This is a genomic window from Mycobacterium venezuelense (genome assembly GCF_054919535.1).
In genome coordinates, this window is sequence record NZ_JBONDW010000004.1 from 80,644 (window position 1) to 102,220 (window position 21,577).

At 66.1% G+C, this 21,577-nt stretch carries 27 protein-coding genes; 20 read left to right on the forward strand and 7 right to left on the reverse strand.

Annotated features, from left to right (window positions below):
• Window positions 1–4 precede the first annotated feature (4 nt).
• Window positions 5–1,582 (reverse strand): FMN-binding glutamate synthase family protein, encoded by a 1,578-nt coding sequence (locus ACRCUN_RS07770; protein ID WP_462141056.1) that lies wholly within the window; start codon window positions 1,580–1,582, stop codon window positions 5–7.
• Between the two features lie 68 nt (window positions 1,583–1,650).
• Between ACRCUN_RS07770 and ACRCUN_RS07775 the strand changes: the two genes are divergently transcribed.
• From ACRCUN_RS07775 to ACRCUN_RS07790, 4 genes are all read left to right on the forward strand, one after another.
• Entirely contained in the window at window positions 1,651–2,490 is an 840-nt protein-coding gene (locus ACRCUN_RS07775) for a class I SAM-dependent methyltransferase (RefSeq protein WP_462141057.1), read from the forward strand.
• Window positions 2,491–2,548: 58 nt separating this feature from the next.
• Window positions 2,549–3,388 (forward strand): SDR family oxidoreductase, encoded by an 840-nt coding sequence (locus ACRCUN_RS07780; RefSeq protein WP_462141058.1) that lies wholly within the window; start codon window positions 2,549–2,551, stop codon window positions 3,386–3,388.
• 118 nt (window positions 3,389–3,506) lie between these two features.
• The gene (locus ACRCUN_RS07785; protein ID WP_462141059.1) at window positions 3,507–3,965 is read left to right on the forward strand and encodes a hypothetical protein; all 459 of its coding nucleotides are present in this window, start codon (window positions 3,507–3,509) and stop codon (window positions 3,963–3,965) included.
• Window positions 3,966–3,989: 24 nt separating this feature from the next.
• Entirely contained in the window at window positions 3,990–5,087 is a 1,098-nt protein-coding gene (locus tag ACRCUN_RS07790; RefSeq protein WP_462141060.1) for an AI-2E family transporter, read from the forward strand.
• A 4-nt stretch (window positions 5,088–5,091) separates the two neighbouring features.
• On the opposite strand, the gene ACRCUN_RS07795 is transcribed toward ACRCUN_RS07790, so the two are convergent.
• Entirely contained in the window at window positions 5,092–5,364 is a 273-nt protein-coding gene (locus ACRCUN_RS07795) for a DUF4235 domain-containing protein (protein WP_067853607.1), read from the reverse strand.
• Between the two features lie 132 nt (window positions 5,365–5,496).
• On the opposite strand from ACRCUN_RS07795, the gene ACRCUN_RS07800 reads away from it, so the two are divergent.
• From ACRCUN_RS07800 to ACRCUN_RS07830, 7 genes are all read left to right on the forward strand, one after another.
• Window positions 5,497–5,904, forward strand: coding sequence for a phage holin family protein (locus tag ACRCUN_RS07800; protein WP_462141061.1), 408 nt, complete (start codon window positions 5,497–5,499; stop codon window positions 5,902–5,904).
• Window positions 5,894–6,187: a DUF3618 domain-containing protein gene (locus ACRCUN_RS07805; protein ID WP_462141062.1), complete on the forward strand. Its 294-nt coding sequence runs from the start codon at window positions 5,894–5,896 to the stop codon at window positions 6,185–6,187. Before ACRCUN_RS07800 ends, ACRCUN_RS07805 begins: the two co-directional genes overlap by 11 nt.
• A 24-nt stretch (window positions 6,188–6,211) precedes the next feature.
• Window positions 6,212–7,804 carry a phospholipase D family protein gene (locus ACRCUN_RS07810; RefSeq protein ID WP_462141063.1) on the forward strand — a complete coding sequence of 531 codons (1,593 nt, stop codon included), beginning with the start codon at window positions 6,212–6,214 and terminating at the stop codon, window positions 7,802–7,804.
• Window positions 7,805–7,903: 99 nt separating this feature from the next.
• On the forward strand, window positions 7,904–8,749 hold the full coding sequence (locus ACRCUN_RS07815; protein WP_462141064.1) for a DeoR/GlpR family DNA-binding transcription regulator: 846 nt from the start codon (window positions 7,904–7,906) through the stop codon (window positions 8,747–8,749).
• A complete protein-coding gene (locus tag ACRCUN_RS07820; protein ID WP_462141065.1) occupies window positions 8,746–10,272 on the forward strand; it encodes a xylulokinase in 1,527 nt (508 codons plus the stop codon). Before ACRCUN_RS07815 ends, ACRCUN_RS07820 begins: the two co-directional genes overlap by 4 nt.
• Window positions 10,269–11,306: a zinc-dependent alcohol dehydrogenase gene (locus ACRCUN_RS07825; protein ID WP_462141066.1), complete on the forward strand. Its 1,038-nt coding sequence runs from the start codon at window positions 10,269–10,271 to the stop codon at window positions 11,304–11,306. Before ACRCUN_RS07820 ends, ACRCUN_RS07825 begins: the two co-directional genes overlap by 4 nt.
• Window positions 11,303–11,962 (forward strand): class II aldolase/adducin family protein, encoded by a 660-nt coding sequence (locus ACRCUN_RS07830; protein WP_462141067.1) that lies wholly within the window; start codon window positions 11,303–11,305, stop codon window positions 11,960–11,962. Before ACRCUN_RS07825 ends, ACRCUN_RS07830 begins: the two co-directional genes overlap by 4 nt.
• Before the next feature lie 8 nt (window positions 11,963–11,970).
• Here ACRCUN_RS07830 and ACRCUN_RS07835 read toward each other — a convergent pair whose 3' ends face one another.
• Both ACRCUN_RS07835 and ACRCUN_RS07840 read right to left on the reverse strand, forming a co-directional pair.
• Window positions 11,971–12,456: a DUF6644 family protein gene (locus tag ACRCUN_RS07835; RefSeq protein WP_462141068.1), complete on the reverse strand. Its 486-nt coding sequence runs from the start codon at window positions 12,454–12,456 to the stop codon at window positions 11,971–11,973.
• 12 nt (window positions 12,457–12,468) lie between these two features.
• A complete protein-coding gene (locus tag ACRCUN_RS07840) occupies window positions 12,469–12,855 on the reverse strand; it encodes a DUF6152 family protein (protein WP_462141069.1) in 387 nt (128 codons plus the stop codon).
• Window positions 12,856–13,001: 146 nt separating this feature from the next.
• On the opposite strand from ACRCUN_RS07840, the gene ACRCUN_RS07845 reads away from it, so the two are divergent.
• Entirely contained in the window at window positions 13,002–13,907 is a 906-nt protein-coding gene (locus tag ACRCUN_RS07845) for a DUF732 domain-containing protein (protein ID WP_462141070.1), read from the forward strand.
• Window positions 13,908–13,976: 69 nt separating this feature from the next.
• Window positions 13,977–14,996, forward strand: a complete 1,020-nt coding sequence (locus ACRCUN_RS07850) for an iron-containing redox enzyme family protein (RefSeq protein ID WP_462141071.1) — start codon at window positions 13,977–13,979, stop codon at window positions 14,994–14,996.
• On the opposite strand, the gene ACRCUN_RS07855 is transcribed toward ACRCUN_RS07850, so the two are convergent.
• From ACRCUN_RS07855 to ACRCUN_RS07865, 3 genes are all read right to left on the reverse strand, one after another.
• Complete coding sequence (locus tag ACRCUN_RS07855) at window positions 14,976–15,209, reverse strand: CDGSH iron-sulfur domain-containing protein (protein ID WP_462141072.1); 234 nt, start codon at window positions 15,207–15,209, stop codon at window positions 14,976–14,978. The two genes, ACRCUN_RS07850 and ACRCUN_RS07855, sit on opposite strands and share 21 nt — an antisense overlap.
• A complete protein-coding gene (locus ACRCUN_RS07860) occupies window positions 15,206–15,904 on the reverse strand; it encodes a HemK2/MTQ2 family protein methyltransferase (protein ID WP_462141073.1) in 699 nt (232 codons plus the stop codon). The genes ACRCUN_RS07855 and ACRCUN_RS07860 overlap by 4 nt, the downstream gene beginning before the upstream one ends.
• 112 nt (window positions 15,905–16,016) lie before the next feature.
• Window positions 16,017–16,172, reverse strand: coding sequence for a hypothetical protein (locus ACRCUN_RS07865; RefSeq protein ID WP_462141074.1), 156 nt, complete (start codon window positions 16,170–16,172; stop codon window positions 16,017–16,019).
• 42 nt (window positions 16,173–16,214) lie between these two features.
• Between ACRCUN_RS07865 and ACRCUN_RS07870 the strand changes: the two genes are divergently transcribed.
• The 7 genes from ACRCUN_RS07870 (at window position 16,215) to ACRCUN_RS07900 (ending at window position 21,569) form a co-directional block, all read left to right on the forward strand.
• On the forward strand, window positions 16,215–16,406 hold the full coding sequence (locus ACRCUN_RS07870; protein WP_067853535.1) for a hypothetical protein: 192 nt from the start codon (window positions 16,215–16,217) through the stop codon (window positions 16,404–16,406).
• A gap of 9 nt (window positions 16,407–16,415) precedes the next feature.
• Complete coding sequence (locus ACRCUN_RS07875; RefSeq protein ID WP_462141075.1) at window positions 16,416–17,744, forward strand: APC family permease; 1,329 nt, start codon at window positions 16,416–16,418, stop codon at window positions 17,742–17,744.
• Between the two features lie 2 nt (window positions 17,745–17,746).
• Complete coding sequence (locus ACRCUN_RS07880) at window positions 17,747–18,238, forward strand: MSMEG_6728 family protein (protein ID WP_462141076.1); 492 nt, start codon at window positions 17,747–17,749, stop codon at window positions 18,236–18,238.
• Between the two features lie 53 nt (window positions 18,239–18,291).
• On the forward strand, window positions 18,292–18,741 hold the full coding sequence (locus ACRCUN_RS07885; protein ID WP_462141077.1) for a type II toxin-antitoxin system Rv0910 family toxin: 450 nt from the start codon (window positions 18,292–18,294) through the stop codon (window positions 18,739–18,741).
• A gap of 132 nt (window positions 18,742–18,873) precedes the next feature.
• Complete coding sequence (locus tag ACRCUN_RS07890; protein ID WP_462141078.1) at window positions 18,874–19,743, forward strand: ABC transporter ATP-binding protein; 870 nt, start codon at window positions 18,874–18,876, stop codon at window positions 19,741–19,743.
• Entirely contained in the window at window positions 19,740–20,759 is a 1,020-nt protein-coding gene (locus tag ACRCUN_RS07895; RefSeq protein WP_462141079.1) for an aliphatic sulfonate ABC transporter substrate-binding protein, read from the forward strand. Before ACRCUN_RS07890 ends, ACRCUN_RS07895 begins: the two co-directional genes overlap by 4 nt.
• A 78-nt stretch (window positions 20,760–20,837) precedes the next feature.
• The gene (locus ACRCUN_RS07900) at window positions 20,838–21,569 is read left to right on the forward strand and encodes an ABC transporter permease (RefSeq protein WP_462141080.1); all 732 of its coding nucleotides are present in this window, start codon (window positions 20,838–20,840) and stop codon (window positions 21,567–21,569) included.
• Window positions 21,570–21,577 lie beyond the last annotated feature (8 nt).

Consider the following 21,577-nt stretch of genomic DNA (forward strand, 5'->3'; position numbering starts at 1 on the left):
AATGTCAGCCAACCGCTGACTGGGATGGTTCGGCCGAGCCGCCCTGCGGCGCGCGCGCCGTCATCAACCGCGCGATCTCCTGCCGGTCGGCCGCCGACGGCAGGCCCATATCCGGTGTATAGCCGTAAACCTCGTACAGCGGCGTCGATGCGGTTCTGCCGTCGAGGATTTCGACGGAATCGGCGCCGATCAGGCCGGGATGCTCCACACCGCACGCCTCAGCCACCTTGACCAGGTCTCGGCGCAGCGTCTTGATGTAATTCGCGACGCGCACGGCCTTCTCGTCCGGCACCAGGCCACGCGCCAGCCAGGCATTCTGGGTCGCGACACCCGTGGGACACGTGTCGGTATGACACTTCTGCGCCTGGATGCAGCCCACGGCGAGCATCGCTTCGCGAGCGACATTGATCATGTCGCAGCCGAGCGCGAATCCCACCACCGCGTTGTCGGGAAGGCCGAGCTTGCCGCCACCGATGAAGGCGACCTGCTCGTGCAGGCCCCGCTCGGCGAACGTGCGGTACACGCGGGCGAAGCCGAGCTGGAAAGGCAGCGATACGGTGTCGGTGAAGATCAACGGTGCGGCGCCGGTTCCGCCCTCACCACCGTCGATGGTCACGAAGTCCACGCCGCGGTTCGTGTCCCGCATCAGATCTGTGAGCTCGTACCAGAATTCGAGATCGCCGACGGCGGATTTGATTCCCACCGGCAGCCCCGTTTCACCGGCCAGCAGTTCCACCCAGTCGAGCAGGCTGTCGGTATCGGAGAATTCGGCGTGCCGCGACGGGCTCACACAGTCGCGCCCAGCCGTGACACCGCGCGCGGCAGCGATCTCGCTCGACACCTTGGCTGCCGGGAGCAGCCCACCGAGGCTTGGCTTGGCACCCTGACTCAGCTTGATCTCCAGGGCTCGCACCGGTGCCTCCGCCACGACCTCCTTGAGCTTGTCGAGATCGAACCGTCCCTCGGCGTCGCGGCAGCCGAAGTAGGCGGTGCCGATCTGGAAGATCAATTCACCGCCGTGCCGGTGATAGCGCGATATGCCACCTTCGCCGGTGTTGTGCAGACAGTCGGCCGCGGCCGCACCCCGGTTGAGTGCCTCGACCGCGTTGCCCGACAGCGACCCGAAACTCATCGCCGAGATGTTCACCACCGACTTCGGCCGAAACGCCTTGGGCCGGCCCCTCGCGGCGCCGATCACCTTGGCGCACGGCAGGTTCACCTCGTGCGCGGCCTTCGGCGCAGACGGCGGCACCGCGCGGCCGAACGTCCGGTGTTTGATGATCGGATAACCGGCCGTGTACTCGAGGTCGTTGTCGGTGCCGAAGCCGAAGTAGTTGTTCTCCATTTTCGCCGAGGCATACACCCACCGCCGCTGGTCGCGAGTGAACGGCCGCTCCTCGTTGTTGGCCGCGACGACGTACTGCCGAAGTTCTGGTCCGATGGCTTCGATCAGGTACCGGCCGTGCCCGACGAGAGGAAAGTTGCGCAATATCGCGTGCTTGCGTTGAAAGACGTCACGTACGGCGAGCGCGGCCGCCGCCGACGCAGCGGCAGCGGCGGCGGCACGAAAAGGGCTGATCATGACGGGAGAGTTTCCGTGGGACCGCACGGCGAAACCCGACCGATGCGGCGCACGCGAGTAGGTTCGACGTGGTGGACAGCCAAGACGGCAGCACGGTCGACGCAAGCTCGCTGACCGGTGTCTCGGAGACGGCGTTGTTGACGCTCTACGGCCGCGCCCACCAAGCCCGCCATCCGCACGCGATCATCGACGACCCGATGGCCATCCGGCTCGTCGACGCGATCGATTTCGACTTCGAGAAGTTCGGCCGCAAGGGCCAGGAGATGGCTCTGCGCTCCCTGGCGTTCGACCGGGCGGCGATCCGATATCTGTCGGAGCATCCTTCCGCGACCGTCGTCGCCCTCGCCGAGGGGTTCCAGACCAGCTTCTGGCGACTGAACAGCGCGCTGCCCAATTCCGACTTTCGCTGGGTCACCGTCGATTTCCAACCGATCGTCGACCTTCGCCGGCGACTGCTGCCGGACTCCCCGAGGATCACCTACCTCGCCCAATCGGCACTGGACTACACCTGGATGGATCAGGTGGACACCAGCGACGGCGTCTTCATCACCGCCGAGGGTCTGCTGATGTATCTGCAACCCGACGACGCGATGAGCCTGATAACGACCTGCGCAGGGAGGTTTCCCGGCGGCCAGATGATTTTCGATCTGCCGCCGGTGTTGGTGAAGAAGTTCGCCCCGAAGGGATTGCGGTCGTCCCGCCGGTACCGCGTTCCGCCGATGCCATTCAGCTTGACACCTTCACAATTGGCGGACCTGGCGCACACGGTGCCGGGCATCCGCGCCGTGCACGATCTCCCGATGCCACGCGGTCGCGGATGGGCGTTCAACAAACTGTTCCCGGCGTTCTGGCAATGGCGATTGACGAAGCAGATCCGGGGTGCATACACGCTTCTGGAGCTCGGCTGATTCGCGCCACCTGGACCCGTAATGCTTACTGTGGGCACCTCAGGTATACGGTCCTGCTATGACTTCTGTGGCGGTTGTAACCGGCGGTGCGGGCGGTATGGGCGTGGCCACGGCCAAGATCGTCGGGCGTGAGCACGCGCTCGTCCTCTGCGACGTCCGGCAAGACCGGCTTGACGGCACCGTCACCGCCCTCGCCGAACTCGGGATCTCGGCGACGGCGGTCAACTGCGACGTGACCGACCGGCAGGCGGTCGACCGTCTCTTCGGCACGGCCGCCGGTCTCGGATCGGTCACGTCGGTGATCCACGCCGCCGGGGTGAGCCCGAGCATGGGCGACGCCACCTATGTCATGCGGACGAACGCGCTCGGCACCGTCAACGTGAACGAAGCCTTCTACGAGAACGCCGGTGACGGTGCGGCGATCGTCAACGTGGCGTCGATGGCCTCGTACATGCTGCCGGAGGAGATCGTTCCGTCCCAGCACTTTCCGCTAGCCCTGGATGACCTCGATGCCTTTTTGACGAACCTCCTCGCGGCCTGCGACATGGCGCCCGAGGAGGCGCGCTCGGGCTACGCCTATGCGCTGAGCAAGACCTTCGTCCGGTGGTACAGCAGTTCACAAGCCGAGCGGTTCAACGCCAGAGGGCTGCGCATCGTCTCGGTGTCCCCTGGTTCCGTCGACACCGAGATGGGCCGGCTCGAAGAGCAGGCCGGGGCCGGCGCGATGGTCGCGGACGCCGCGGTCCCGCGCTGGGGCAAGCCGGAGGAGATGGCCGAACTGTTCGCGTTCTGTGTCAGCGAGAAGGCCGGGTATCTGACGGGGACCGACATTCTCAACGACGGAGGTGTGGTGGCCTCGATGCGCGAACGCGCCAGGGTGGCCACTGCGAACGGGTAGCGACTGCCCCCGGTATCGGATCGTTATGACGGTTTATCCCAATCGTCACATGGGTAACTCCAGTAACAGCGGGAACCCGCGACCCGACACCGAAGAAAGAGTCGAATGGAACAACACCATGAACACAGTTCTGTACTTCAGCGCCAACGGCGCCGTCTATGAGACCCGTGCCTACACCACCGCCGACATCGACAAGCTCGTCGAGGACCAAGGCCTACAGTGCTTGACGAGCGGTGACCGGCAGTTCGACTTCTGGTTCAGCCCGGTCACGAACGGGTGCCAGCACCGGGTCAACCGGCGCGCCACCGAGTTGCTCCTGGCGACAACCACTTTCACGGCGAAGTCGGTGCCGCTGCTGCGCGGCTGCGTCGTCGTCGCCACCCATGACGCCGACGGCGACCTCGACGGATTGAGCTGGCAACAACTCGACCTCCTCGTTCGCGAGAGCCGCACGCTGACCAAACGCGACGCCCGCGTCCTCGACCGGCGAATAGCCAGGGACGGCCGGCGCGACCGGCGGCGCACCGCAACTCGCCAAGGCGCTGTTCGCCTGAAGTTCGCCCCGCAGATGCATTGACCCGCCGCGCGCCCGGGTATCGGGGTGGCTGTGAGCAATGCCGAATCCCCCGCGCGCGAGCACCGAGCACTCCCCCGCGCACTGATCCTGCTGCTGGGATTGGCGGCCGCCGTCGTCGTCATCGCCGGGATGAAATCCATCGCGAGCATCCTCGGGCCCGCCGTACTGGCACTCATCCTCGTCATCGCGGCGCAACCGTTGCGGAATGGGTTGGAACGACGAGGCTTTGCGCCCTGGGCAACGGTGACGATCACGCTGCTGCTGATCTACGCGATTCTGATCGGGCTGGTCGCCGCACTCGTGGTGTCGGCTGCCCGGTTCGCCACGATCATGCCGGAGTACCAAGGCAAGTTCGACGAACTTCTCGGCAAGGCGCGCCGGCTGCTTGAGCAGTACGGGGTGGGCCAGGACCAGGTGCAGAAGGCGCTCAATGTCGACGCCAACCGGGTGTTCAGTGTCGTCGGCACCGCTCTCGGAAGCACGTTCGGGATGTTGTCGGCGTTGCTGCTGGTGGCGACCCTCGCACTGTTCATGGCAGCCGATGCCAGCAGCTACACCCGCCGGTTGGCGATCATCGAGCGCAGCCGCCCGCACCTGGTCGAGGCGCTGCGCGCCTTCAGCCGCGGCACACGCGAATACCTCATTGTGTCAACCATTTTCGGCCTTATCGTGGCCGTACTCGACACTGTCGCGCTGTGGATCATCGGCATTCCGCTACCCATCCTTTGGGGCCTGCTGGCGTTCATCACGAACTACATCCCCAACATCGGGTTCGTCCTTGGGCTCGTTCCGCCTGCGCTGCTCGGCCTACTCGAGGGCGGGCCGCTGACGATGCTCGTCGTCATCGTCGTCTACACCGTGATCAACTTCGTGGTGCAGACCGTCATCCAACCCAAGATCGTGGGCGATACCGCGGGATTGTCCGTCACGCTGGCGATGGCCTCGCTGATCTTCTGGGGCTGGGTTCTCGGTGCGCTCGGCGCACTCCTCGCGATCCCGCTGACCCTGTTGGCCAAAGCGGTACTCGTCGACACCGACCCCTCGGCGCGGTGGATGAAGATACTGCTCACCAGCAAGGTCGACGGCGAGACCGAGCGCGACGCCGAACTCGTCGCGAAGTGACTTCTCACTTGGGCGATTCGTGCGCGAGTGCCCGATAACCCTTCGCTCCGGCGCGGTCGACAGCCGCGCGCACCAGACCGAATATGAGCCCTTGCATGGCTGCTGCCGTCAGGGCCTTTGCACCCGACCGTTCGAGATCCTTGGGATCCGGTGGCTCCAGATTGGGTTCGTCGATGCGCTTCCAGATCTGATTGAACACTGCGCTTGCCAGTAGCCCGCCCGCCACACTCGTCGCGATGGAAAGCGGACGGTACAACAACTTCGAGCTTCGGCTCACGGGTCCTCCTCGCGTCTGACTTGCCAGGTACATACCCGAATGCGGCGGGATGTAACGGTGCCGCCAGGTTTCATCCGCAGGGCTCCTGGGCACAGCTGTGGAGTAGCAGAAAGCCTGCAGAAGGGTCTACTCATGACCACACAACCGAAACCCCTGAGCGAATCGTCCATACCTCAGCTCGTCGGCCAACTACAGGAGCAGACGTCACGTCTGGTGCGTGACGAGTTGCGGTTGGCCCAGAAGGAGTTCCAGGAATCCGCCCGCCACGCCGGCATCGGCGCCGGGTTGATCAGTGCCGCCGGACTGCTTGCGGTACTCGGTCTGATGACGGTGATCGCCGCGGCCGTCGCGGCGTTGTCGCTCGTCCTACCGGTCTGGGCCGCCGCGGTGATCGTCGCCGTCGTGCTGTTCATCTGTGCCGGAGTCGCGGCGCTGGTGAGCCGCAAGCAGGTCCAACAGGTTCCGCCACCGGCCGCCCAGTCGGTGGACAGCGTCAAGCATGACCTCGAAGAGATCAAGGAGGCGCGCCATGCCCGCTGACCGACTTCCCCAGGAGCCCGGACCCGACGCCGGTATCGACGAACTGCAGTCGGACATCGAGCAGACCCGCAGCGAGCTCGGCGACACGATCGGCGCGTTGACCGACAAGCTCGATGTCAAGAGCCGGGCCCAGGACAAGGCCGCCGAGACCAAGGAGGCCGTCGTCGAGCGGGCGCACGTGGCCACCGAAGCCGTGAAATCCCAACCGGCGGTGCCGGTGGCCACTGTGGTCGCCGTCCTCGCCGCGATCGGGTTCGCGTGGTGGTGGCGGCGACGGCATTGAGCGACGCTCGGTGAGGAGACGGACTTGGCTGGGTTGGCCGATTGGTTTCTGACCACCGAGGAGCGCGGTAATCCGGACACCTCGGTGCCGAATTGGTGTACCGGCAACCTGGTCGAGCCGCTCATTCACGGGGCCGTCTACTTCGACCGGCTCGCTGCCGAGGTCGAACAACTCGGCAGCGGCGACCACCTGTTCTTCACCGACTGGCGCGGCGACCCCGACGAGCGGGTATGCGAGGGCGGGCCCACGATTTCCGAGCTGTTCTGCCACGCCGCCGAACGCGGCGTCGTTGTCAAAGGCTTGATGTGGCGCTCACATCTGGACACCTTCTCCTACAGCGAGGAGGAGAACCAGCACCTTGGCGACGCGATCGAGGCGGCCGGCGGCGAGGTGCTCCTCGACCAGCGCGTGCGCTTCGGCGGGTCCCACCACCAGAAGCTTGTGGTGTTGCGTCGTCCCGGCACGCCCGAACGCGATGTCGCGTTCGCGGGCGGTATCGATCTGTGCCACTCCCGCCGCGACGACGCCGAGCATCGCGGCGACCCGCAGGCCGTGCGAATGGCCAAGCAGTACGGCGACCGGCCGCCCTGGCACGACCTGCAGTTGCAGATCCGGGGGCCTGCCGTCGGCGCGCTGGACTACACCTTCCGCGAACGCTGGACCGACCCGGCACCGCTGGACATGCTCTCCCCGATCGCCTGGATCGCCGACAAGTTGCGCCACGCCGATCTCAGTGTGGGCAAGCTTCCGCCCCAGCCACCCGACCCGCCGCCGTGCGGTCCACATGCCGTGCAGGTGCTGCGCACTTACCCTGACGCGCATTTCGAGTACGCGTTCGCCCCGCGCGGCGAGCGCAGTGTCGCGCGCGGTTATACCAAGGCGGTGCAGCGGGCCAAGCGCCTGATCTATCTGGAAGACCAATACCTGTGGTCGAAGCAGGTATCCCGCCTGTTCGCCGATGCGCTCGCGGCAAACCCGGACCTGCACCTGATCGCAGTGGTGCCGCGCCACCCCGATGTGGACGGCCGGCTTGCGCTGCCGCCCAATCAAGTCGGTCGCCAGCAGGCGATCGAAACCTGCCGCGCGGCAGACCCGCAGCGGGTGCACATCTTCGATGTGGAAAACCACGCCGGCACACCGGTTTACACGCATGCGAAGGCGTGCGTCATCGACGATGTGTGGGCCTGTGTCGGTAGCGACAACTTCAACCGGCGGTCTTGGACACACGACAGCGAGCTTTCGTGCGCAGTACTCGACGAAACCCGCGACGATCGCGAACCCCGCGATCCGGCCGGTCGTGGTGACGGCGCCCGTGTGTTCGCCCGTGACCTGCGCCTGCGACTGCTGCGCGAACATCTCGACCGGGCACCCGACGGCAGCGAGGACGATGGGCTCATCGACCCGGCGGAGGTGGTGGAGACCGTCGCCGCGTCCGCGCAGGCACTGCAGGACTGGCACGACGGTGGTCGGGTCGGTCCCCGGCCGCCTGGGCGATTGCGGCCCCACCAACCCGAACGGCTCGGCCGGTTTACCCGGGCGTGGGCCATCCCGATGTACCGGGCCGCCTATGACCCCGACGGGCGTTCCTACCGCGACCGGCTGCGGGGTCGCTGGTAACCCACCCATCGCGTTAGAAATAACATCACACATGTTGAATATGTGATGTTTTGCGTGATACCGTCGGCCGCACTATGACGTGGGTTACAGGAGGTGGCCATGCCAGCACAGTTGCGCCGCACCAGCAATCACTCACATCGGCGTTCGGAGATCGTTGAGTTCGTCCGGGCCCGCGGCTGGGCCCGCATCGACGAACTGGCCGATCAGTTCAGCGTGAGCACGATGACGATTCACCGCGACCTGGACCACCTCCACGCCCAGGGCATGCTGCGCAAGGTGCGGTCGGGAGCCGAGGCTCCGCCGAGCGAGGCCTTCGAGCGGAACATCGATTTACGCAAGGCGCTCAACCTCGCCGAGAAGCGAGCGGTCGCGAAGGCCGGATTCGACTGGGCAACAGATAAAGTCGAGATGCAGGCCGTCGCAATGGACGACAGTACGACAGCGCTGCACGTACTGCCCCGGCTGTCCGAGCGCCTCCCGCTGACCGTGGTGACCAACTTTCTGCCCGCGATCAACGAGCTGTCCGCCGATCCCCGGGTGCGGCTCAACGCGATCGGGGGCGATTACGTTCCCGAGTTCTCGTCGTTCGTCGGCGTGCAGGCAGTGCGAGCACTGCGGGACATGCACTACGACGTGCTGTTCATGTCGGTCACGGCCGTCTCGCGCGGCATGTGTTTTCACCCGTCCAGCGCTGCGGCCGAGCTCAAGCGCGCGTTCATGGAGAGCGCCGAGCTACGCGTCCTGCTGATCGATCACACCAAGTTGGCGCGCCGCGCCATCCACCGCATATGTGCACTCGAAGACTTCGACGCCGTCGTCATCGATGCCGGTGTCAGCGCCGAGGACATGCAGCACTTGGAAGCCACCGGTGCGAATATCATTGTCGCGCAACCTGATCCGGAACCAGTCGCGGAGCTGGAACTAAGCGGAGCGACATCGCGGTGAGGTCGCCACTGGTGATCGCGGTCGATTGCTCGACGACCGCGGCGAAGGCCATCATCGTCGACGCCAAGGGCAACCTGATCGGAACGGGCGCGCAGGCGCTCGAGACCGGAACCCCCGCGCCGCATTGGTTCGAACAGGAGGCGCCGGACTGGTGGACGGCCACCGACGAGGCCGTTCGGCAGGCCCTCAGTGAGATCGACGACAGCGGCGCCGTCGCGGCCATCTGTGTGACGCACCAACGCGAGAGCTTCGTCTGCCTCGACGCCGCCGGCTTGCCGATCCGGCCGGCGATCCTGTGGATGGACGGGCGCGCTGATGCCGAAACCCGAAGTTACGGAACGCAACGCGTCGAGTTGCTGTCGGGTAAACCCGCCGACATCACGCCGGGTCTCTACAAACTGTTGTGGCTGCGCGATCACGAGCCGGACACGATGGCCCGTTGTCATCGAATCGCCGACGTACATACCTATCTGACCCACGCCATGACCGGGAAGTGGGTTTCGAGCACCGCGTCGGTCGACCCGCTGGCTCTGATCGACCAGGCGACCGGCGACTACAGCGCTGAACTACTCGAGCTGGTCGGGCTGGAGCGTGGTCAGCTACCCGAACTGGTTCCCACGGGTACGTCGCTCGGCCCGTTGCGGCCCGAAATCGCCGAGGCCTGGGGCCTCAACCCCGACGTCGTGGTGGTCGCCGGCACCGGCGACGGTCAGGCCGCGGGATTGGGCCTCGGCGTGACCGACCCCGGCGTGGCCTATCTGGTACTCGGAACGGCGGTCGTGATCGGCGCGGAAATGGCGTCGTACCTGCCATCCCGCGCCTATCGATCGATGATCTCGGCCATGCCCGGCCAGACGACGGCAGAGACATTCAGCTCGTCGGGCACCTATCTGCCGACGTGGTTTCGCACCGAGTTCGGCGACCCGCAGCTGGCCGGCGCACCGGACCCGCGACTCGAGCGCGACGCCGCCGGGCTGCCGGTGGGTAGCGAGGGGTTGCTGACGCTGCCGTACTGGAACGGCGCGCAGACTCCGCACTGGGACAGTCAGGCTTCCGGCATCACCCTCGGCTGGCGCGGCTGCCATACCAAGGCGCACATGTACCGTTCCCTGCTCGAAGGCATCGCCTTCGAATTGCGTTTGCAACTCGACGGTCTCGAGCAGGCGCGTGGCGAGCGTGTCGAGGTGCTGCGCGCGATGGGCGGCGGTGCGCGCAGCGTGTTGTGGACTCAGATCCTGGCCGACGTGTTCGACCGGCCGCTGGAAGTCTGTGCCTCCGGGGAGGTGAGCGCGCTCGGCGCGGCCGCGGTCGCGTTGACCGCGATCGGCGAATTCAACTCGATACCCGAGGCCGCGGCCGCGGTCGCGCGGACCGACGCCGTGATCGAGCCGCGCCAGGAAGCCGCGGCGCGCTACGCCGAGCTGCGAGCCCTGTACCGGCGCATCTTCACCGAGACCCGAGACATGCTGCACACCCTGCACGACTTGGGCCAGCACGACGAAACACGAGGAGATCAACGATGAGAGCGGCCATGTTCTATGGGCCAGGAGACTTGCGGCTGGAAGACGTCGCGGCCACCGAGCCCGGGCCAGGCGAGGTGCTGGTGGATGTGAAAGCCGCGGCAACCTGCGGCACCGACTTGAAGTCGTACCGCCGTGGCCACCCCAAGCTCTTCCCGACGCTGCCGTCCCGGTTCGGTCATGAATTCGCCGGTGTCGTCTCGGCCGTGGGCGACGGCGTCGACAAGTTCGCCGTCGGCGACCGCGTCGTCGCGGCCAACACCGCGCCGTGCGGGCACTGCTGGGCATGCACCCGCGGACGCCAAAGCCTCTGCGAGAACCTCGAATTCCTCAACGGCGCGTTCGCCGAGCAGGTGATCATTCCGGCCGCGATCGTCGAGCGCAACACCTACCTGTTGCCCGACGATCTCGACTTCGCCTCCGCCGCACCCCTTGAGCCGCTGGCGACCGTCGTACACGGCATGGACGAAACCGGAATTCAGCTCGGCGACACCGTCGTAGTGCACGGCGCGGGACCGATCGGCCTGATGTTCGTGCGGCTAGCGACGCTTCGCGGTGCCAACGTGATCTCGGTCGACCAGTCCCCATGGCGGCTGCAACAGGCCAGCCAGGCCGGCGCGGTGGATACCGTTGACCTGTCCGAGGTTTCGGACTTCGAAGACCGGGTCGCGATGATCAAGGCGCGCACACCGCATGGGCGGGGCGCCGACGTCGCGATCGAGGCGGTCGGGCTGCCGCAGGTGTGGGAGCAGACGGTGCGGACCCTACGGCCGGGCGCGACGGCCGTGCTGTTCGGCGGGACGCCCAAAGGTGCGCCGTTCTCCGTCGACTCCTCGGCCATGCATTACGAGGAGTACACGCTCAAGGGCGTCTTCCACCACACCCCCAACTACGTGCGCACGGCGGTGGAGCTGTTGGCGAGCAAGAAGGTCGACGGGTCGATGCTGGTGACCGAGCGCAGGCCGCTGGAAGCACTGCTGCCGAGCCTGGAGGACATGGCCGCCGGCCGCGGTTCGAAGTACGTGTTGGAGCCATGAGCGCGTCAATTCAGCTCGGTGCCGAGCGTCAGCAGATCGTCGAGTCCTGTCAGTTCCTGAGCCGCTCCGGGCTCGTCGTGGGGACCGCGGGCAACGTGTCGATCCGTGTCGGTGACCTCGTGGTGATCTCGCCGAGCGGCGTCGACTACGAGGCGATGTCGGCTCACGACGTCGGTATCCACGACCTCGACGGCAATGCCGTCGACGCGGCATTGGCGCCGTCAAGCGAGCTGGCCCTGCACCTCGCGGTCTACCGGACGACCGAGCACACCGCTGTCGTACACACGCACGGGCCGGCCTCCACGGCGTTGTCGACCGTCGTCGACGAGGTCCCCGCATCGCACTACTATTCGGCGCTGTTCGGCGGCGCCGTCAGGGTCGCGCCGTACGCCACGTTCGGCACACAGGAGCTGGCCGACAACGTGACTGCCGCCCTTCGCGATCGCACCGCGGCGCTCATGGGCAATCACGGCGCCGTCCTCGTCGGTCGGGCGCTTCCGAAGGTGCTGAACCTCGTGCCCTATCTCGAGTACATCTGTGACGTTCAACTACGGGCGATGGCCAGCGGAGCATCCGTCCGCGTGCTCGATGACGACGAAGTCGCCGAAGTCGGCCGCCGGCTCGCGGGCTATGGTCAGCAGGCGACGCGCGCCTGACCTCTCGGTCACCAGTACCCGAGCATCCGTCCGGCCGCGACGGCCGCAAGCCAACTGGTCAGTGATATTCCGGCGAAAGCGGCCAGCCGGCGTGCTTGCGCGGGTGACAGCTCCCCACTAGTGTGAGCCCGCCATGCCGACGTGCGGCGCAACAGGACAACGTTGACCATCCCCAGACCGATGGCACAGAACTTCACCAGCAGCACGGGGTTCTGTTCGTAGTCAAGCGCGTTGGCCGCGAGCAGGCAGGGCCCGCTGAGTGCCGCGACCACGAAACCTGCCGCAGCAACCGGCGATGCGGTGGTGGTGATCGCCCGCAGCGGTGCGGTGCGCCACAGGCCCAGCAGCCTAAGGTCGAGGATGAGTACGGCGCCGAACAGGGTTGCCACGCCGAAAATGTGGACCAGGTTGACGATCGGATAGGTCCAGGGGTTGGTGTCGCGCATGAACGTGCCGATGGCCGAAGATTCCAGCCACGCCAGCACGTCATGCATGAGCCGCGTTTGTCAGTCGCGGTCGGGGTAGACGTCGAAGACCTTCCCGTCCCACATCAGGCGTTCGGCCTTGATCTCCAGCGTGCCCGGCTCTCGATGCCGGTGCCCGCTGGCCGTCACGGTGTCGCCGACCGGCACGGTGTCCTCGGTCAGGCCGGCACGCGCGGTGCGGGGCGACGGTGCGAAGACGATGTCCCACAGCTCCTCGCCCGCGCGTATCTGCGCGGTGGCGTGTGGCCCGGCGAGGCTGACCGCCGTCTCGAGTGTGCCGGTGAGATCGAATTGAGCGTCTTCGTAATCGGCCCAGCCGTGGTGGGCTCTCACCGGAGCCGCGAATGCCACCGCGGCGACGAACGCAACGCCGGTACCCAGCGCTATCAAGCCGGAGTTCCCGCGCATTTTCGGACCTCCCTGTTGGCCGATCGTACGCCGGCCGTCGGTGGCCGGTTCCGAAGTTGCCGGGGCCTGACGGGTGGGACGCACGGCACAGGGCGATCCCGTCAACCACCACGCCCGGGCGGCGAAACCGGCATATAACGGTGGTGATGTGGAAGTTCAGGTCCCATGGATCGACGCCTGCGCCGTGCCCGTACTGCGGCTCAGCCGTCGACGGCACCGGCACGTGTGCGCGCTGCGGGCCCGCGACGGCGTCGCTCGGGTTGTCGGGATGGCGGCCGGACCCCACCGCGCGACACGAGGGCCGCTATTACGTCGCCGGACGGCCGACGAACCGGGTGCGCGACGGCAAAGCTGAATCAGCGGACCCAGCCGGCGGACAGCTGCTTCCTGAGTATGTCGAGTTGCCGAACCGGTCCGGTCTCAGCACGACATGGCTTGGTACGAGCGTGGCGACCGCGATCCTCGTCTTCGTCGCAGCGGTGACGTGGGTACTGCTGCGGACAGACCATGGGTCAGCACCTCCGCCGGAAGCCGGCTACCTGTCGACGCTCAAGGAGGCCGGGCTGACAGACCAGTTCAACTCCGACGCCAATGCCGTCGCCCACGGCAGGCAGGTGTGCCGGCAGCTGGAAGACGGTGGGCCGCAACAAGGCCTGCCTGCCGACAAGATTGCTGTCGACGCGTTCTGCCCGAACTTCACTCCTGGCTTTCACGTCCTCGAAACCGCCTCTGTTCCAGGCACTTTTGTGCTCATCGACACCGAAGGCGTGGACTCGATCGCCTCCGATGGAACATCGTGCGAAGGAGTGAACGGATACGCCGACATCGGTCCGAGCACCCCCGTCGTCGTCAAGAGCGGCAAAGGCGAGATCCTCACCACCACATCCCTCGGGCAAGGCAAGGCGGGGAACGCCAACTGCACGTTCTCCTTCACGTTTCCCGTCACCGAAGGCCAGGACCGCTACGTCGTCTGCATCGGGCACCGAGGCGAGTTCATCTACACCTTCCAACAACTCCAGTCGCACGGCGTTGGCGTACGCCTCGGGCAGTGACGGCGTGTCGACGAGCAACGCCGATCCGAATGTGATTGAACGGCTGTTGAACTGGGTATACGCCCAGCCGTGACTGCCGCTTCCATCCTTACCGAACCCAAGCTGCCCAACCCTCGCGGTCCGTTGTCGATGGCTGTCGTCAGCCTGCTGGCCGAGCGGGCTCCGAGCAATCACCTCTCGCGTGTCGAGGCGTCGCTCGGGGATTCCGATCCGTACGGCATCGACCTGCAACTGGCGCTCTACGTCTGCTATGAGCTGCACTACCGCGGCTTCGCGGGCGTCGACCCGGGCTGGGAATGGAACCCGTGCCTGCTGCATCTGCGGGGAAAGTTGGAACATGCGTTCCTGTCCGAGGTGCGCCGCGGTGTCGGCGAGATCGAGCCCGCCGAGACCGCGATGGCCGAGATGGAGCAGCTGTCGATCGAGCCCGTCGACGGTGACGGCCTGTCCTACCACCTGCGGGACAAGGGCACGTGGGAGCAGATGCGTGAGTACTTCGTGCACCGGTCGCTGTATCACCTCAAAGAGGGCGACCCGCATGCCTGGGCGATTCCGCGGCTCATGGGTCAGGCCAAAGCGTCGTTCGTCGCGGTCGAGTTCGACGAGTTCGGCGGGGGACGTGGGCCGCGCCTGCATCAGCAGTTGTTCGCGGATCTGATGGATGCCGCGGGCCTGGATTCGACCTACCTCGGCTATCTCGACAGCGTGCCGGCCGAGACGCTGGCCGTGGTGAACCTGATGTCGCTGTTCGGCCTGCACCGCAGATTGCGCGGCGCGGCCATCGGCCATTTCGCGTCGACCGAGATCACGTCATCGCCGGGCTCTCGGCGGCTCGTCGAAGCTCTCGAGCGCCTCGGTGCACCCCAGCCGTGCGTCGGGTTCTACGCCGAACACGTCGAGGCCGACGCAGTGCACGAGCAGGTGGTGCGCACCGACGTAGTCGGCGATCTGGTGGCGCGCGAACCGCATCTCGACCGGGATGTGGTGTTCGGAATCCGGGCGCACGCCCTCGTCGAGGATCGGCTGGCCGATCACATGATGAAGTGCTGGGCCGACGACCGGTCGTCGCTACGCCGACCGCTGAGCTGAATCCGCGGCGCCGGTGTCGTTCACGCGGCACCGGCGCCGATGGCTCGTATCGCACAACGGATAGTTCTTGCTGCGCCGGCAGGCGCAGATCGCGACCATGAATCGGTCGGAGTCCACGACACTGCCGTCGGGCAACTCGATGCGGACGGGGCCCTGCACCATCACCGGGCCCCCTTGCACCACCCGCACGACGCGGGGCTCGACGTCGCTCACGGCTTGTCCGCCCGGATCACCAGCAGTTCCTCTTCGCGCCTTCCCGGCTCCAGCCGTCCGGTCTCTTCGAGCCACTCGGCCCGGGATGTCAGCACCGGGCCGAACGGAATCCATTGCCAGGCAACCACATCGGCGTCGAGCCCGGCGGCGGACAACATCGCCAGCGTCTTACGGGGATCGGCGAATTCCGACTGCACCAGCAGCAGGCTGCCGCCATCGGCAAGGAGGCCGGGCACGGCCTCACACAACGGGTCGAGGACCATCCGGCCGTCGTAGCCGGCATCCCACGCCCGCGCAGGCCCGATCGCCGCAGGCAACGCATCGCTGTCGGGATCGTGTGGTACGTACGGCGGATTGCACACGACGAGGTCGAACGGGCCGAACTCCGCCGCCCGGGCCCACGACCCCCGGTGGACCTGTACGGCAGCACCGTTGGTGAGCGCATTGGCCCGCGCGCACCGCACGGCCTGGGCGCAGATGTCGAACGCCATGACACTCGATGCCCCCTGCTTGGCGGCGTTGACCGCGACCACACCACTTCCCGTGCAGAGGTCGGCCACATTGCGTGCGACCGCGAGGCCGGTCTTCTCCATCACGTCGACCAGCAGCTGCGAGTCTTCCTGCGGGGGGTAGACGCCGTCGACCACGATCATGGTGTCTTGCGGGTCACGGTCCGGGGTGTATGCGGTCGTCACATCGGCCTCTCGAAGGTCAAGGGGTCAGCTCTGCGGTCGTTAATTCCCGGTATCACCGCAGTTCAAACCGCTATACGTATTTGCTCTCACCAGCCGCGGCCGTTGATGCAGATCACTCGCGCTGATCCTGCTGGTGCTCGGGCGTGGTCAGCTCGGGCGCGATCTCGCGGGTGGCCATGCCGCCTTCGCGGCCGTGATCGGCCGGACCTGGGGGCTCGTCTTGAGACTCTCGGGTCTGGTCTTCGTCAGATCCCGTGGTGCGAGGCATGGCGTCTGATTACCCACGGGGCGGCGCGGGAACACCTCAGCCATGGCGAAGTATCGAGTTCTCAATCCACAAGGTGAAGTCGTCGACACGAAAGACATCGAGAGTGCCGGCGACGCCCACGCCTGGTTCGTCGACCAGAAGGCAAAGCCTGAGCTGGGCTGGCGGATGGAAGTCCTGTCAGCAGACGGCGATTGGGCATTCTTCGACAGCAGCGAGGGTGATCGAAAGTACTGACCCACCGTCATGGCGACCACGCCCGCTCAGCAGGACGAACTGTCCGGCAGCAAGCTCAGACGTAAGATCACCGGCCCGCTGCTGTTCCTGTTCATTCTCGGTGACGTGCTCGGCGCGGGCATCTACGCGTTGATGGGGGTGCTGGCCGGCAAGGTCGGCGGCGCTCTGTGGGCGCCACTACTTGTCGCTCTGCTGTTGGCCCTCCTCACGGCAGGCTCGTACGCCGAACTCGTCACGAAATACCCCAAGGCCGGTGGTGCCGCGGTGTTCGCCGAACGCGCATTCCGGCAGCCGCTGGTGTCGTTCCTGGTGGGGTTTTGCATGCTCGCCGCCGGGGTGACCAGCGCGGCCGGCCTGGCGCTGGCGTTCGCCGGTGATTACTTGGCGACGTTCATCGACGTTCCGGCCATCCCGGCGGCCATCGTCTTCCTCGCGCTGGTCGCAGCGCTCAATGCTCGTGGCATCAGCGAGTCGGTCAAGAGCAACGTCGTGATGACGGTCGTCGAGTTGACCGGCCTGCTCATCGTCATCGTCGCCGGTGCGGTTGCGGTGGGCCGCGGTCATGGCGACGTCAGCCGGATCGGTGAGTTCCCCGCCGGGTCGGTACCGGCCCTCGCGATACTGGCCGGCGCGATCATCGCCTACTACTCGTTCGTCGGGTTCGAAACCTCGGCGAACGTCGCCGAGGAAATACGCCACCCGAGCAAGGTGTACCCCGCGGCCCTCTTCGGTGCGCTCATCGCCGCCGGGGTGGTCTACGTTCTGGTCGGCCTGGCGAGTGCGGCCGTGCTGTCACCGGACCAGCTGTCGCAGTCCTCCGGCCCGCTGCTCGACGTCGTATCCGAGTCCGGCCTGGGCGTACCCGACTGGGTGTTCAGCGCGATCGCGCTGATCGCCGTCGCCAACGGCGCACTCCTGACGATGATCATGGCCAGTCGGCTGGCCTACGGCATGGCCGAACACGGCTTGTTGCCAAGCCTTCTCAGCGGTGTTCTGCCGCAACGCCGTACGCCCTGGGTCGCGATCGTCGCGACGACGGCGGTGGCCATGGTGCTCACCTTGATCGGCGACCTCTCGACCCTCGCCGAGACCGTGGTGCTGCTTCTGTTGATCGTTTTCATCTCGACCAACGTCGCCGTGCTGGTACTGCGCCGAGACACCGTCGGCCACAACCACTTTCGGGTATGGACGGGGGTGCCGGCACTCGGGGTGGCCTCGTGCCTTCTGCTGCTCAGCCAGCAGACCGCCAAGGTGTGGCTGTTCGCGGCCATCCTGCTCGCGATCGGCGCGGTGCTGTACTTCGTGGCGCGAGCGGCGCAGCGCCAGACCGGGTCCTAGGCGTGCAAACCTTCCTGCCCTACCCCGACTTCGCCGACACCGCGAAGGTGCTCGACGCGCGTCGGCTGGGCAAGCAACGGGCCGAAACCATCCAGGTGCTGCGGGCTCTCACGGTTCCCGGTTACGGATGGCGCCACCACCCCGCCGCGGCGATGTGGGCCGGATACGAGGAGGCACTGGTCCGATACGGGTTGGCGGTGTCTGAACAGTGGCTGGCCCACGGTCACAAGGACACCACCGCCGCCACTCTGCTCGCCGATCTGGAAGCGGGAACCGGAATCGACCTGGTCCGCGACCAGGATGCCCTGATGCGGGCCAACGAGCTGCCGCCCTGGATGGGAGATCCGGCGTTCCACCGCAGCCATCAGTCGTCTCTGCTGCGCAAGGATCCGGCGTTCTACCGCCCGTACTTTCCCGATGTCCCCGACGACCTGCCGTATGTCTGGCCGGCGTCAGACCGGCAACGCCGGGTCCCGGTCCGGCCTGCTGACTGAGCCGACCCGCACACCGCGTGTCTGCGGTCCGGCGATTGGGTACCCCCTCGCCCATGGCAGATGTCGACGTCACACAAACCTCGTCAGCGACACCCGAGCAGGCCTGGAGAATTGCCTCCGACCTCTGGCGTTTCGACGAATGGCTGACCATCTTCGGCGGATGGCGCAGCGAGGTTCCCGACCGGATCCAGAAGGGGACGAAGGTCTCCTCGTGCATCAAGGTCAAGGGATTTCGCAACATCATTCGCTGGGAGGTGACCGATTACGACGAGCCGCGGCGCATCCAGCTGCACGGCAGCGGCCGGGGCGGAGTGAAGATCCATCTGGATCTCACGGTCGAGGCCAACCACCCCGGCTCGCTGTTTCGGGTACACGCCGACCTCGGCGGCGGTGTTCTCGGCGGGCCCGTCGGGCGACTGGTCGCCAAGGTGCTGGTATCGGACATTCGCAAGTCGGTCGAGAACCTGGCCGCTTTGACCGAGGCGCCGCGGGCCAGCCGCTGACCGCTGCTCGACACGTGGGTCGGCAACCATTCCGATCGCCGTGGAGAAAATACGTGACGGCGGCTCCGTGCCAGGCCAAGATGCGGTGCAGCATCCAAAACCTTTGCACCATCAGCTGGCTGGAGTTCCCGTATGTCCGCGAGTGCCCCGGTCGTGCTTGATCGCGTTGCCGGTAAGGCCTCCTCAGTTTCTGTCGAATGCCTCGGTCGCGCATTCCCGGCAGGCAAGAGTGGGCGCAGTGCCGTTCTGCGCGAAATCACCCTCGGCATCGAGCCCCGCGAGATCGTCGCCATCCTCGGCACGAGCGGCTGCGGCAAGTCGACTCTGTTGCGCATCGTCGCTGGGCTCGACACCCCGACCGCCGGCGCGGTGCGCATCGATGGCACACCAGTCCGGGCTTATGAGCCCCGTTGCGCTGTCGGCTTCCAAGAGCCTCGCCTGTTGCCTTGGCGCACGATCGCTCAGAACGTGGCGTTGGGACTGCCCCAGCACACGCCCGCAGCCGCCGGTAAGCAGATCGTCGCGAAGCTCCTAGAGCTCGTCGGGTTGTCGGAGTTCGCCGGCCACCGGCCCCGCGAGGTGTCCGGCGGTATGGCACAACGTACGTCCCTCGCGCGCGCACTTGCGCGCAATCCCGGTGTGCTGCTGCTGGACGAACCATTCGGCGCACTCGATGCGCTCACCCGGCTCAAGATGCAAGATCTGCTCCTCGATGTGCATGCGGCCGCGCCGGCGACGGTTCTGCTCGTCACCCACGATGTGGACGAGGCCCTGCAGTTAGCCGACCGCGTGGTCCTGCTCGGTCGCGAAGAGGGCATGCCTGGAGCGACCATTCAGCAGACCGTCATCGTTCCTGGCCGGCGACCTCGCGATCGCGGCTCGGCGGAACTCGCCGAACTCCGGGCCCGCCTACTCGCCGGTCTCGGCGTCGATCGCCACGAGCGTTTGCGCGGCGTCGAAACCGATCGCACCATCCGCACCGATCTCGAAAGAGGAGCATGAAAATCAAAGCGTTCAGGTCGGCGCTGATCGCGACACTGGCTGCGATCACATTGTTGTCAAGCGGCTGCGTCGCAGGCGAGGGCTCGAGCACAGAAGGGTCCGGCGAGACCGCCGCACTCGACGGAGAGGTGCTCAACATCGATTTCGCGGCCTATAACCCCCTCAGCCTCATCATCAAGCAACAAGGTTGGCTCGAAAGCCAAGGCGTCAAAGTCAATTGGGTGCAGTCGGCCGGCTCCAACAAGGCCAACGAAGCCCTACGCGCGGGAGCAATCGACATCGGCTCAACCGCAGGGTCTGCCGCGCTCCTCGCACGTTCGAACGGCTCACCCATCCAGGTCATCGCGCTGTACTCACAGCCCGAGTGGGCTGCCCTTGTCGCACCCAAGGGGAGCACCATCACGAGTGTCGAGCAATTGGCCGGCAAGAATGTCGCCGCCACCAAGGGCACCGACCCGTACTTCTTTCTGCTGCAGGCGTTGGAATCGCACGGTTTGAAAGCCGAGGACGTGACCGTCCAGAACCTGCAGCACGCTGACGGATGGGCTGCCTTGCAGAACGGCTCGGTCGACGCATGGGCCGGGCTCGACCCCATCATGGCCGGCGCCGAACAAGCCGGCGCGACACTCTTTTACCGCAATCTCGATTTCAACAGCTATGGATTTCTGAACGCACGCGAGGACTTCACCGCCGAGAAGCCCCAGCTCGCCCAGCTCGTCGTCGACGCTTACGCCGCCGCAGCCGCATGGGCTGCGGACAACCCGGACCAAACTGCTCAAATCCTCGCCGACGCGGCGGGACTCGACCTTCCGGTCGCCCAGAAGGTCATCCGCGAGCGGTCCAACCTCGATGTCGATCCGGTGCCTGGCCCGACACAGATCGCGGTTCTCGAGAAGATCGGCCCGATCTTCGTCGACCTCGGCGATGTGCCGAGCCAACAGCAGGTCGACGAAGCGCTGAAGAGCATTGTCAACGACAAGTTCGTGAAGCAGGCAGATGCGGCCCGTCTCGGTTAGCAAACCGGCATCCCCGGTCTGGGCGAACCCGGCGAAACCACTGGTCGTCAGCTCTTCAAACACCCATGGTTCGGCATCGTGGGTGGCACGTTTATCCCGGCGGTGGTGCTTGCCGTCTGGCAGTGGGTATCGACGAGCGGCCTGGTGCCTGCCTCGGTGCTGCCCTCCCCCGCGATGGTCTGGCATGCCGCCGTCGACCTCACCGAACGCGGGCTCTACGCGCACTACATCGCCATCTCCACACAGCGCGTGCTGATGGGCTTCGCGTTCGGTGCGGCGATCGGTTTGGCGCTCGGGGCCGTCGTGGGACTGTCGAGAATTGGCAACGTCTTACTGGCGCCAACCCTCGGCGGGGTCAGGGCGGTCCCTTCGCTAGCCTGGGTGCCCCTGCTTATCCTCTGGTTCGGCATCGGTGAGGAATCGAAGGTGATTCTGATCGCGATCGGTGCGTTCTTCCCCGTCTACACAGTCGTGGGCGCGGCGCTCCGCCACGTCGACGCACACCTTCTCGAAGCGGGTCGCGCGTTCGGATTACGCGGTATCCCGTTGTTCCGCACCGTGCAGCTACCGGCTGTCGTGCCGTCAATGGTCTCCGCACTGCGGCTCGCGCTCGCTCAATCGTGGTTGTTTCTCGTGGCCGCTGAGCTGATAGCCAGTTCGATGGGCCTCGGATTCCTGCTCCTCGACTCCGGCCAGAACGGACGGATCGACCGCATCTTCCTGGCGATCATTTCGCTGGCTCTGCTCGGCAAGCTGACCGATTCGATTCTGGGCCTGTTCGAGAAATGGGCGATCGCGAAGTGGGCGTGAGCGTCTCG

Bases quoted from the DNA above. Each gene is read 5' to 3' on its own strand.
- ACRCUN_RS07830 (WP_462141067.1), top strand. From the start codon at position 11,303: ATGAGCGCGTCAATTCAGCTCGGTGCCGAGCGTCAGCAGATCGTCGAG.
- ACRCUN_RS07895 (WP_462141079.1), top strand. From the start codon at position 19,740: ATGAAAATCAAAGCGTTCAGGTCGGCGCTGATCGCGACACTGGCTGCG.
- ACRCUN_RS07885 (WP_462141077.1), top strand. From the start codon at position 18,292: ATGGCAGATGTCGACGTCACACAAACCTCGTCAGCGACACCCGAGCAG.
- ACRCUN_RS07840 (WP_462141069.1), bottom strand. From the start codon at position 12,855: ATGCGCGGGAACTCCGGCTTGATAGCGCTGGGTACCGGCGTTGCGTTC.
- ACRCUN_RS07805 (WP_462141062.1), top strand. From the start codon at position 5,894: ATGCCCGCTGACCGACTTCCCCAGGAGCCCGGACCCGACGCCGGTATC.
- ACRCUN_RS07835 (WP_462141068.1), bottom strand. From the start codon at position 12,456: ATGCATGACGTGCTGGCGTGGCTGGAATCTTCGGCCATCGGCACGTTC.
- ACRCUN_RS07770 (WP_462141056.1), bottom strand. From the start codon at position 1,582: ATGATCAGCCCTTTTCGTGCCGCCGCCGCTGCCGCTGCGTCGGCGGCG.
- ACRCUN_RS07825 (WP_462141066.1), top strand. From the start codon at position 10,269: ATGAGAGCGGCCATGTTCTATGGGCCAGGAGACTTGCGGCTGGAAGAC.
- ACRCUN_RS07865 (WP_462141074.1), bottom strand. From the start codon at position 16,172: ATGCCTCGCACCACGGGATCTGACGAAGACCAGACCCGAGAGTCTCAA.
- ACRCUN_RS07800 (WP_462141061.1), top strand. From the start codon at position 5,497: ATGACCACACAACCGAAACCCCTGAGCGAATCGTCCATACCTCAGCTC.
- ACRCUN_RS07870 (WP_067853535.1), top strand. From the start codon at position 16,215: ATGGCGAAGTATCGAGTTCTCAATCCACAAGGTGAAGTCGTCGACACG.
- ACRCUN_RS07815 (WP_462141064.1), top strand. From the start codon at position 7,904: ATGCCAGCACAGTTGCGCCGCACCAGCAATCACTCACATCGGCGTTCG.
- ACRCUN_RS07845 (WP_462141070.1), top strand. From the start codon at position 13,002: ATGTGGAAGTTCAGGTCCCATGGATCGACGCCTGCGCCGTGCCCGTAC.
- ACRCUN_RS07875 (WP_462141075.1), top strand. From the start codon at position 16,416: ATGGCGACCACGCCCGCTCAGCAGGACGAACTGTCCGGCAGCAAGCTC.
- ACRCUN_RS07785 (WP_462141059.1), top strand. From the start codon at position 3,507: ATGAACACAGTTCTGTACTTCAGCGCCAACGGCGCCGTCTATGAGACC.
- ACRCUN_RS07780 (WP_462141058.1), top strand. From the start codon at position 2,549: ATGACTTCTGTGGCGGTTGTAACCGGCGGTGCGGGCGGTATGGGCGTG.
- ACRCUN_RS07890 (WP_462141078.1), top strand. From the start codon at position 18,874: ATGTCCGCGAGTGCCCCGGTCGTGCTTGATCGCGTTGCCGGTAAGGCC.